This window comes from Herbiconiux sp. (assembly GCF_023264895.1).
Classification (GTDB): domain Bacteria; phylum Actinomycetota; class Actinomycetes; order Actinomycetales; family Microbacteriaceae; genus Herbiconiux.
In genome coordinates this window covers 1-10,626 of the sequence record NZ_JAHFUY010000028.1, presented here as the reverse complement: position 1 = coordinate 10,626, position 10,626 = coordinate 1, and the positions used below count along the sequence as shown (strand labels likewise).

Genomic DNA, 10,626 nt, shown 5'->3' with positions numbered 1-10,626 from the left:
GGGAGCAGCCCTTCGCCCGCGCCCTCGAATCGACCCCCGAGGCGGCAGGCTGGGCGCGCCGGTTCATCGACCGCACCTCGTCGCGCTGGCGCCGCGAGGAGGTCTCGACGAGGCAGACCCACGCGGTGCTCGCCATGGCGGCCGACGGTGTGCGCTCGGCCTGCGCCGACTTCCCGGACGACAGGCTCCACGCCCTGCTCTCGTCGGCGATCGACGTCACCGAGCGCTTCGTGGCGGCGGCGGCGGTCGTGGCGGAGGCGGCGGCCCGGCACGAGGCCGATCGCGCAGGGCATCCGGGGGGCGGACGTGCAGGCAGCACGACGAGCGAGACGCAGAGCGTCACCGCGTAACGCCCGCGAAATGCGCGTCTTGATAGCCTGGACCGCATGAGCAACGTGGCCGTCGTACCCGGATCCTTCGACCCCATCACCCTGGGGCACATCGACGTCATCGAGCGCGCCTCCGGCATCTTCGACGAAGTGCACGTCGTGGTGGTGCACAACCCCGACAAGCACGCCCTCATCCCGATCGCCCACCGCGTCGACCTCATCCACAGCTCGCTCGCCGAGCGCGGGCTCGCCGACGCGAACATCGTCGTGAACTCCTGGAGCGTCGGCCTCCTCGTCGACTACGTCACCGACGTCGGGGCCACCGCCATCGTCAAGGGCATCCGCTCGCAGGTCGACGTGGCCTACGAGACCCCCATGGCCATCGTCAACCGCAACCTCGCGGGCGTCGAGACCATCTTCCTGCTGCCCGACCCCGCCCACGCCCACGTGTCGAGCTCGCTCGTCCGTCAGGTCTCCGCGCTCGGCGGCGACGTCGCGCCCTACGTGCCGGGTGTCGTGGCAGAGTTCCTCAAGCACACCACCGATTGATGGCCGGTCTCCGGATCGGGTACGCCGCCCAGCTCGAGCAGTTCGCGCCGAACGACGCGGTGGAGTTCGCGGCCTACGCCGAGCACCACGGCTTCTCGGGCGTCATGGCGGCCGACCACTTCCAGCCCTGGGTGCCGCGGCAGGGGCAGTCGTCGTTCGTCTGGCCCGTGCTCGCCGCGCTCGGCGAGCGCACCCGCGGCGACTTCGGTCCCGGCGTGACCTCGCCGAGCTACCGCTATCACCCGGCCATGGTCGCGCAGGCCTCCGCCACGCTCGGCGCGATGTACCCGGGGCGGCACTGGCTCGGCATCGGCTCGGGCGAGGCCCTCAACGATCATGTCGTGGGCGGCTATTGGCCGGAGGCCCCCGAGCGCATCAACCGGATGTTCGAGGCCGTCGACGTCATCAACAAGCTCTTCACCGCCTCCCGGGCCGGCAAGGACGTGAAGCACTCCGGCACCTTCTTCAAGCTCGAGTCGACCCGGTTGTGGACGCTGCCCGAGGTCGCGCCCGAGGTGCTCGTGGCCACCGCCGGCCCCGTGACGGCCAAGCGCGCCGGCCGCACGGTCGACGGGCTCATCACGGTCGGCGCGCCGCTGGAGAAGATCGCGGGGCTGTTCCAGAAGTTCGACGACGGTGCGCGCGAGGTGGGCAAGGATCCCTCGCGCATGCCTCGGGTGCTCCAGCTGCACCTCTCCTGGGCGCGCACCGACGAGGAGGCCATGCAGAACGCCCTCACCGAGTGGCCGAACGGCGGCATGCGGTTCCCGAAGGCCGACATCCGGAGCCCGTTCGAGTTCGAGCAGATGGCCAAGATGGTGCGGCCGGACGACTTCGAGGGGCGCATGGTGGTCTCGAGCGATCCGGATGTGCACCGAGCCCACATCCAGCACTTCGCCGACCTCGGCTTCGATGCGATCTACCTGCACAACGTGGGGCGCAACCAGAAGGACTGGATCGACGTGTTCTCCCGGGACGTGCTGCCGAGGCTCTCCCGATGAGCGGCTCGACGGGCCTCCGCAGCATCACCGTCACGGCGTTCGGCGGACTCCCCGAGATCGAGGAGGGTGCCGATCTGGCCGCGCTCATCGGCGACGCCCTCGAGGCATCCGGGCTCGGTGCCGCCGAGGGCGACATCCTCGTGGTGACCTCGAAGATCGTCTCGAAGGCCGAGGGGCGGCGCGTGGCGGCCGCCGACCGGGAGGACGCGATCACCGCCGAGACCGTGCGCGTGGTGGCGACCCGGGCGCATCCCGGGGGAGTGACGCGCATCGTGGAGAACCGCCAGGGCCTCGTGCAGGCCGCGGCGGGTGTGGATGCGAGCAACACGCCCGACGGCACGGTGCTGCTGCTGCCGGTCGATCCGGATGCGTCGGCGCGGCTGCTTGCTGCGGGCCTCCGCGAACGGTTCGGCGTGCGGATCGGCGTGCTCGTCTCCGACACCCTCGGCCGCGCCTGGCGGGAGGGGCAGACCGACCTCGCCATCGGGGCGGCGGGCGTGCGGGTCACCGACGACCTCCGCGGCACGACCGACAGCTTCGGGCACGAGCTCGTGGTGACGCAGTCGGCGATCGCCGACGAGCTGGCCTCGGCCGCCGACCTCGTGAAGGGCAAGGCCAGCGGCATGCCGGTCGCACTCGTGCGCGGCTACGCCGAGGCCGTCACGGAGTCGCTCGACACCCCGGCGCGGGCGCTCACGCGCACCGGGCCCACCGACATGTTCCGCCTCGGCACCGACGAGGCCCTCGCCGAGGGCTACGCGGCCGGGTACGCCGCAGGCCTCGCGGCCTCCCGCCCCGAGTAACCCGTCCCGCCCCCGCCCCCGCCCCCTCTCCCACGAGTGGGCACTTTCGGCCCCAAGATCGCCGCTATAGGGCGCAAACTGCCCACTCGTGGGACAGCGGGTCAGGCGGCGCGGGAGTAGTCCTCGCCGCGGCGGCGGAGCACGGCTCCGGGGGTGATGGTGGCGTCGCGCTCGACGCGCACCTCGTCGGCCACGGCGGCATTGGCGCCGATGCGGGTGTGGCTGCCGATGACGGCGCCTCGGCCGATCACGGCGTTCTCACCGACGTGCACGTGGGCCTCGAGGATGACCCCCGCGCCCACCACCGCGTTCGACTCCACCCAGCTGCCGGCCCCGATGCGGGCTTTCGGGCCCACGCGGGCCCCGGTCTCGACGTAGCTCGTGGGGTCGACGTAGGCGAGGGTGTCGACCTCCGCCCCGACGGCCACGTAGCCCTTGCCGTTGACGTGCTTGCGGTACCGCGAGACGACTCCGCGCTCGCGCTCGATCTCCAGAAATGTCCTGCTCACGATGAATGAAACAACCGATGCGTCTGCATAATTCCGAGAATGCAGACCGATCGTTCTTCTTTTTGGGCGGGGGAGGAGGGGGCACGAGGCGGGGGATAATCGGTGATCGTGACCGAAGACCAGCGCTGGAGCATCGTCGTGCCCGTCAAGGGCACCGCCGAGGGCAAGTCGCGCCTCGCGCCCGAGCTCGATGCGGCGGCGCGGGCCCGCCTGGCCGAGGCGTTCTCGCTCGACACGATCGCCGCGGTCCGGAGCGCGAGGCGGGTGCACCGGATCATCGTGGTGACGGATGCGACGGCCCCCATCGCCGAGCACCTCCGACACGAGGGCGTCGAGCTCGTCGACGACCCGCGCGCCGGCCTCAACCCCGCCGTGCTCGCGGGGCTCGACGCCGTGGGCCCCGCCGGCAGCGCCCGCGTCGCCGTGCTGCTCGGCGACCTGCCGTGTCTCGTGGCCGCCGATCTCGACGAGGCCCTCCTCGGGGCCGAGGCGCATCCGCTCGCCTTCGTGCCGGATGCCGAGGGCTCGGGCACCACGCTCGTCACGGCCCTGCCGGGTCACTCCCTCGTGCCGCGCTTCGGTGCCGGCTCGGCCGCCCGCCACCGCGACGCCGGCCACGTGGAGCTCGCCCTCCGGGAGGGCACGACGCTCCGCCGCGACGTCGACACCGCCGCCGACCTCGAGACCGCCCGCGCCCTCGGGCTCGGGCCGCTCTCCCGCGCCGCCGCTACTCGCGCAGCAGCGCCACCGCCGTCGTCTCGTCGATGATGAGGTCGGTCATCACGCCGGCCGCGAGGGCTCCGCGGAGCGCCGGCAGCTTCGACCGCCCCGACACCACGCAGACCCGCCGCGACACCTTGCGGAGCAGCTCGAGCGAGGGCCCGGTCGAGCGCGCGTTCATCGGGATGTCCTCGCTCGAACCGTCGGCCCGGTAGAACACCGTCGCGACGTCGCCCACGACCTCCGACTTCGTGAGCTGCTCGAAGTCGGCGTCGTCGAGGTAGCCGCCCACGTAGACGTGCGAGGGCACGTCGGCATAGGCCGATCCGAGGCCGAAGAGCGCCACGTCCATGTGCTTCTGGATCTCGAGCACACGGCGGATGCTCCGCTCCCGCCAGAGCACCTGCTTCGTGTGCGGGTCGTCGAAGAACGCCGGCACCGGGAACTGCTGCACGTAGGCGCCGAAGGCCACCCCGAATCGGCTCATGATCTCGCTCGCGTAGCCGATGCCGGTGGTGCGGGCGTTCGAGGCGCCGTTCAGCTGCACGATCTGCGAGTTGTGCGTGACCTTCTCCTGCAGGTGGCGGGAGACCGCCGAGAGGGTCGAGCCCCAGGCGATCCCCATGGTCATGTTCGAGTCGAAGAACGGCCCGAGAATCCGTGCAGCGCTCATCGCCACGCGCTCGAGGCGGTCGACCTCGGCGGTGTTGTCGGGCACGGGCACCACGTGCGCGGTCACCGAGAAGCGCTCCCGGATGCGATCCTGCACCGACGAGACGCGGTCGGCCGGCGACTTCACCTGGATCTCCACGAGACCGGTCTCGCGGGCGAACCCGAGCAGACGCGAGACCGACGATCGGGAGGTGTGCAGCTCCGCCGCGATCGCCTCCATCGTCAGGTCCTGCATGTAGTAGAGGTGGGCGGCGCGGAGCGCTTCACGCACCTTGTCGGAGCCGAGGGAGTCGGTGGGCATGCGTCCTCGCATCGTCGAACAGGCGAACTCTGCACATATGTGCAGCGAGGTTGATCATATGTGAAGAACCTCGTAGAACTGTATGTCGTCGCATGGATTGCAGCATCGCAGTCCTGCTCGAGACACACGAAGGCGAGTACGCAGTGAGCTCCTCCCAGCTGGAAACCCGTTCGAACGTCGAGTCGATCCGTTCGAACCCCCGCACCACGGTCCTCGTGATCGGTGGCGGCATCAATGGCATCGCGACCTTCCGCGACCTCGCCCTGCAGGGCGTCGACGTCGTGCTCGTCGAGCGCGGCGACTACCTCTCGGGCGCCTCGAGCGCCTCGAGCCACATGATCCACGGTGGCGTGCGCTACCTCGAGAACGGCGAGTTCCGCCTCGTCCGCGAGAGCGTGCAGGAGCGCAACCGGCTGCTCCGCCTCGCCCCGCACTACGTGAAGCCGCTGCCCACGACCATCCCGATCTTCAGCACCTTCTCGGGCATCCTGAGCGCGCCGCTGCGCTTCCTCACCCACAAGCAGCAGGGCAAGCCCAAGGAGCGCGGCGCACTCCTGATCAAGGTCGGCCTGCTCGGCTACGACTCCTTCTCGCGCGACGGCGGGAACGTGCCGCGCCACAAGTTCGTGGGCCGCAGGAAGTCGCTCGCGAAGCTGCCGAAGCTCCGCCCCGACGTGAAGTACACCGCCACCTACTACGACGCCGCGGTCGAGAACCCCGAGCGGCTCGCGCTCGACCTGGTGCAGGATGCGCTCGCGACCGGCCCGCACGCCCGCACCGCCAACTACGTCGAGGCGATCGGCGCGCACGGCGACGCCGTGGTGCTCCGCGACGTGGTGACGGGTGAGACGTTCGACGTCTCCGCCGACGTCGTGATCAACACCACCGGGCCCTGGACCGACCTCACCAACAAGGCCCTCGGCGAGGAGACCACCTGGATGGGCGGCACGAAGGGCTCGCACATCGTGCTCGACAACCGCGAGCTCTACGAGGCCTGCGCCGGCGGCGAGGTGTTCTTCGAGAACAACGACGGCCGCATCGTGCTGATCTACCCGCTCAACGGGCGCGTGCTCGTCGGCACCACCGACCTCGAGGCCGACATCAACGAGCCGAGCGTCTGCACCGAGGCGGAGGTCGACTACTTCTTCGAGCTCGTCGGCCACGTGTTCCCGACCATCACCGTCGACCGGCCGCAGATCGTCTACCGCTACTCGGGCATCCGCCCGCTCCCCGGCCACGGCGACACCGCCCCCGGCTTCGTGTCGCGCGACTACCGGATCGAGAAGACCGGGTTCGCCGGCAGCTCGAAGGTCACTCAGCTCAGCCTCGTGGGCGGCAAGTGGACGACCTTCCGCGCTCTCTCCGAGCACCTCGCGAACGACACGCTCGCGCTGCTCGGGAAGACCCGCACGGTGAGCACCACCGACCTCGCGATCGGCGGCGGCGTGGGCTTCCCGCAGTCGCCCGCCGCCGTGACCGCCTGGGTGAAGGAGCACGCCGTGGCCCCCGCCTCGACGTTCGCCGACCTCGGCGAGGCGCGCACGCGCATCCTGCTCGCCCGCTACGGCACGAAGGCCGCCGCGGTCAGCGCGCACATCGCCGCGTACAGCGGGCCCGAAGGTGCCGTCGACCAGGCGCTCGTCACCCTGCCCGAGTACAGCACGGGCGAGATCGACTACCTGATGACGCGCGAGCACGCCGTGCACCTGGCCGACCTCGTGCTGCGGCGCAGCATCATCGCCTTCGTCGGATCGCTCACTCAGGACGTCTTCGACGAACTGAGCGGGATCGCCGCCGAATCCCTAGGCTGGTCGGCAGAGCGGGTCGCCGATGAGCGCCGCCAGGCGGCCGAGAACCTCCGCTTCTTCCACGGCATCGTGGTCGAGGCGAAGAGCACGACGGCCGCAGGCGCCGTCAACTGAGTCGGGCCCGCCGGCACGGTGCCGGCGGAGCCCCTAACGAAAGGTCAACGTGGACAATCTCGGTATCGACTTCCTGGCGGAGCTGGTGGGAACGGCTCTGCTCGTGCTCCTCGGCTGCGGCGTCGTCGCGAACGTGGCGCTCATCCGCACCAAGGGCTTCAACGGCGGAACCCTCATGGTCAACATCGGCTGGGGCCTCGCGGTCTTCTGCGGTGTGATCGTGTCGTACGCCTCCGGCGCCCACCTCAACCCCGCGGTCACGCTCGGCCTCCTCGCCAACGGTGCGACGGAGTTCGGCTCGGCCGACACCCTGGTGCCGGTGAACGCCCTCTCGGTGCTCGCCTACATCGGTGCGCAGCTGATCGGTGCGATCATCGGTGCCGTCTTCGTGTGGCTCGCCTACAAGCAGCACTTCGACGCGGAGCCCGAGGCGGCGAACAAGCTCGGCGTATTCTCCACCGGCCCCGCGATCCGCTCCTACGGGTGGAACCTCGTGACGGAGATCATCGGCACCTTCGTGCTCGTGTTCGTCGTGATCGGCTTCGGCGGCGGCCGCCAGGGCGAGGGTGGTCTCGCTGCCCTCGGTGCTCTGCCCGTGGCGCTGCTCGTGATCGCGATCGGTGCGTCCCTCGGTGGCCCGACGGGCTACGCGATCAACCCGGCCCGTGACCTCGGCCCGCGCATCGCGCACGCGCTGCTGCCCATCAAGGGCAAGGGCTCGTCCGACTGGTCGTACTCCTGGGTGCCGGTCGTCGGCCCCATCATCGGTGGTGTGCTCGCGGGACTCGCCGCGATCCCGCTGCTGCCCATCCTCACGTGATCACGAGTCACATCCACCACATTTCATCCAACGAAGGAGTAGAGAATGTCTGAAGACAAGAAGTACGTGCTGGCGATCGACCAGGGGACGACTTCGTCCCGCGCGATCATCTTCGACCACGCCGGCACGATCGTGTCGACCGGTCAGAAGGAGCACGAGCAGATCTTCCCGAGGGCCGGCTACGTCGAGCACGACCCGATGGAGATCTGGGCCAACGTGCGCGAGGTCATCGGCCTCGCCCTCTCGAAGGCCGACCTGACCCGCCACGACATCGCCGCGGTGGGCATCACGAACCAGCGCGAGACCGCGGTGGTCTGGGACAAGAACACCGGCAAGCCCGTCTACAACGCCATCGTCTGGCAGGACACCCGCACCCAGTCGATCGTCGACCGGCTGGCGGCCGATGGCGGCGTGGAGCGCTTCAAGCCGATCGTGGGCCTGCCGCTCGCGACCTACTTCTCGGGCACGAAGATCGTCTGGATCCTCGAGAACGTCGAGGGTGCGCGCGAGAAGGCCGACGCCGGTGACCTGCTGTTCGGCACCACCGACACCTGGGTGCTGTGGAACCTCACGGGCGGCACCGACGGCGGCGTGCACGCGACCGACGTCACCAACGCCTCGCGCACCCTCTTCATGGACCTCGAGACGCTCGAGTGGCGCGACGACATCCTCGAGGCGTTCGGGGTGCCGAAGTCGATGCTCCCCGAGATCAAGTCCTCCTCCGAGGTCTACGGCACCGTCGAGTCGTCGAACCTGCTCCGCGAGGTGCCGGTCGCCGGCATCCTGGGCGACCAGCAGGCCGCGACCTTCGGCCAGGCGGCGTTCGACGCCGGCGAGTCGAAGAACACCTACGGCACCGGCAACTTCCTCATCTTCAACACCGACACCGAGATCGTGCACTCCAAGAACGGGCTGCTCACGACCCTCGGCTACAAGCTGGGCGACCAGCCGGCCCACTACGCGCTCGAGGGCTCGATCGCGGTCACCGGATCGCTCATCCAGTGGCTTCGGGACAACCTCGGCATCATCTCCTCGGCACCCGAGGTCGAGACGCTCGCGAACACGGTAGACGACAACGGCGGCGCCTACTTCGTGCCCGCGTTCTCGGGTCTGTTCGCGCCGTACTGGCGATCGGATGCGCGCGGTGCGCTCGTGGGCCTCACCCGCTACGTGAACAAGGGCCACATCGCCCGCGCGGCGCTCGAGGCCACGGCCTTCCAGACGCGCGAGGTTCTGGATGCGGTCAACGCCGACTCCGGCGTCGACCTCACCGAGCTCAAGGTCGACGGCGGCATGATCGCGAACAACACGCTCATGCAGTTCCAGGCCGACATCCTGGGCGTGCCCGTGGTGCGCCCCGTCGTGGCGGAGACCACGGCGCTCGGAGCGGCCTACGCGGCCGGTCTCGCGGTGGGCTACTGGGCCGACCTCGGTGAGCTCCGCGCCAACTGGCAGGAGGACTCCCGTTGGGAGCCGCAGATGGACTCCGACGAGCGTGAGCGCCAGCTCCGGAACTGGAAGAAGGCCGTCACGAAGACCTTCGACTGGGTCGACGAAGACGTGGAGTAGCTGGATACACTCCGCGCCGCCGCCTCTGCGGCGCGGGGGACATGGGCCGTCGTGGCCGCGCTCGCGCGCGGTCGCGGCGGCCCCTTGTGATTGCGTAAGAGCGCCCAGCGGCAAGCACCCGGTCGGGTCAAGTCGCGCGGGCGGGTCGGGGCCCTAGCCGGCCAGGAACTCGCTGAGGGTGAGGAGGGCGCCCTGGGGGTCCTCGAGGTCGGCGTGGGCGGCCCACGGGGTCTCGGTCGTCGAGAGCACCGTCGCGCCGAGCTCCAGGGCGCGGGCGATCGACTCGTCGCGGGATGCCACCGTCAAGACCACCTGCCAGTGCGGCTGCTCACCGGGGGCCGCAGGCTGCACGGCGCCGATAACATCCGCGAACCCCGCCGGGAAGCCGGCCTGGCGCTCCCGGATCCCGGGATCCGACGTCGCCGCCAGGTGGTCGCCGTAGCCGTCGACCGCGATCAGGTGCTCGACGCTCTCGCCGAGGTCGAGGTAGCGCCAGCCGAAGAGGCGCTCGTAGTACTCCTTCGCGGCGGGGAGGTCGCCCGTGCGCAGGTTGCTGAAGTTCCACGATCCCGGCACATTCACCACCTGCGCCCCGAGCCGTCGCCGCGCCTGCCAGAGCGCGAACCCGGCGCCCTGTGAGTCGCGGCCGGCGGCCGCCCGCCCGCCCGGCCCGGCATCGGCGGGCTCGGCCACCACGGTGCCGCCGGCCCGCACGATCTCGCGCGCCATAGCATCCGCGTCGTCGACCGCGAAGTACGTGTTCCAGACGGCGGTCGTGCGCGCGGAGGCGGGCGTGCCGATGGCCGCCACGTCGCGCCCCTCGAGCTGCGCGATGAGGTAGCTCCCGGGTGCCTCGGTGGGCATCACGTCGTCGAACGCCCACCCGAACAGCCCGCCGTAGAAAGCGGCCGCCGCCCCCACGTCGGGCGCCTCCACATCCACCCAGCAGCTCACACCCTGCGGATACGTCCGCGCCACCTCACCCATGTCGTCTCCTCCAGCCACCCGATGGCCGACACCTTACGCCGCCGTGCGGACCCGTGGAACTGGCGGGCGGCGTCCTCTTCGACTGTGGGCGGCCCCACGAGAGCCCAGCCGGCACATGAGAGCACTACTCTCTCTGCCGCGCCCAGACGAAGGTCGTCGTCACGTCCCAGTCCTCACCTTCGGTATAAGTCCAGCGCATACTCTCCGGTTCGCTATCAACCTTCATCTCGTGTGCGAACGACAGGCCGCTGAGTTCGTCGTCGGTCGTCGACCGATCGTCGACCGTGATCCGGAGCGGTGAGGCGGTGCTGTCCGGAGCCCACGAGAGCATCCCTTTCCCCGTATCGAATAGCGCCTGTCCGTGTATTCGCCCATCTGTCGGCGGCGGTTGAAAACTGGACAGTTGTGGCGGTGAAAAGTGAACACTCGACGATTGGAGAGTGA

General features: G+C 70.0%; 11 protein-coding genes and 1 pseudogene. 8 read left to right on the top strand and 4 right to left on the bottom strand.

The genetic code is table 11. The features are described 5' to 3' along the window. From Q0D57_RS06390 to Q0D57_RS06375, 4 genes and pseudogenes are all read left to right on the top strand, one after another. Positions 1 to 350, top strand: a pseudogene (locus tag Q0D57_RS06390) (hypothetical protein); the annotation flags it as partial. 36 nt (positions 351 to 386) lie between these two features. Continuing rightward, complete coding sequence (coaD, locus tag Q0D57_RS06385) at positions 387 to 878, top strand: pantetheine-phosphate adenylyltransferase (RefSeq protein WP_291040020.1); 492 nt, start codon at positions 387 to 389, stop codon at positions 876 to 878. Continuing rightward, complete coding sequence (locus Q0D57_RS06380) at positions 878 to 1,879, top strand: TIGR03557 family F420-dependent LLM class oxidoreductase (RefSeq protein WP_291040018.1); 1,002 nt, start codon at positions 878 to 880, stop codon at positions 1,877 to 1,879. Before coaD ends, Q0D57_RS06380 begins: the two co-directional genes overlap by 1 nt. Then, positions 1,876 to 2,682: a coenzyme F420-0:L-glutamate ligase gene (locus Q0D57_RS06375; protein WP_291040015.1), complete on the top strand. Its 807-nt coding sequence runs from the start codon at positions 1,876 to 1,878 to the stop codon at positions 2,680 to 2,682. Before Q0D57_RS06380 ends, Q0D57_RS06375 begins: the two co-directional genes overlap by 4 nt. 101 nt (positions 2,683 to 2,783) lie before the next feature. On the opposite strand, the gene Q0D57_RS06370 is transcribed toward Q0D57_RS06375, so the two are convergent. Then, positions 2,784 to 3,191 (bottom strand): DapH/DapD/GlmU-related protein, encoded by a 408-nt coding sequence (locus tag Q0D57_RS06370; protein ID WP_291040013.1) that lies wholly within the window; start codon positions 3,189 to 3,191, stop codon positions 2,784 to 2,786. Positions 3,192 to 3,299: 108 nt separating this feature from the next. Here Q0D57_RS06370 and cofC point away from each other — a divergent pair, with 108 nt between their 5' ends. Further along, positions 3,300 to 3,959: a 2-phospho-L-lactate guanylyltransferase gene (cofC, locus tag Q0D57_RS06365; protein WP_291040012.1), complete on the top strand. Its 660-nt coding sequence runs from the start codon at positions 3,300 to 3,302 to the stop codon at positions 3,957 to 3,959. Here the strand turns inward: cofC and Q0D57_RS06360 are convergent. Beyond that, entirely contained in the window at positions 3,919 to 4,884 is a 966-nt protein-coding gene (locus Q0D57_RS06360; protein WP_291040010.1) for a sugar-binding domain-containing protein, read from the bottom strand. The genes cofC and Q0D57_RS06360 overlap by 41 nt on opposite strands. Before the next feature lie 92 nt (positions 4,885 to 4,976). Here Q0D57_RS06360 and Q0D57_RS06355 point away from each other — a divergent pair, with 92 nt between their 5' ends. The 3 genes from Q0D57_RS06355 to glpK are packed head-to-tail and all read left to right on the top strand — an operon-like array spanning position 4,977 to position 9,195. After that, entirely contained in the window at positions 4,977 to 6,806 is a 1,830-nt protein-coding gene (locus Q0D57_RS06355; protein ID WP_291040008.1) for a glycerol-3-phosphate dehydrogenase/oxidase, read from the top strand. 49 nt (positions 6,807 to 6,855) lie between these two features. Next, positions 6,856 to 7,626: an MIP/aquaporin family protein gene (locus Q0D57_RS06350; protein WP_291040006.1), complete on the top strand. Its 771-nt coding sequence runs from the start codon at positions 6,856 to 6,858 to the stop codon at positions 7,624 to 7,626. A gap of 45 nt (positions 7,627 to 7,671) precedes the next feature. Next, on the top strand, positions 7,672 to 9,195 hold the full coding sequence (gene glpK / locus Q0D57_RS06345) for a glycerol kinase GlpK (RefSeq protein ID WP_291040004.1): 1,524 nt from the start codon (positions 7,672 to 7,674) through the stop codon (positions 9,193 to 9,195). 153 nt (positions 9,196 to 9,348) lie between these two features. Here the strand turns inward: glpK and Q0D57_RS06340 are convergent, their stop codons facing one another. Beyond that, positions 9,349 to 10,182 carry a VOC family protein gene (locus tag Q0D57_RS06340; RefSeq protein WP_291039992.1) on the bottom strand — a complete coding sequence of 278 codons (834 nt, stop codon included), beginning with the start codon at positions 10,180 to 10,182 and terminating at the stop codon, positions 9,349 to 9,351. A 124-nt stretch (positions 10,183 to 10,306) separates the two neighbouring features. After that, positions 10,307 to 10,626, bottom strand: a 320-nt coding sequence (locus Q0D57_RS06335; protein WP_291039990.1) for a hypothetical protein, incomplete at its 5' end; no start/stop codon positions are given.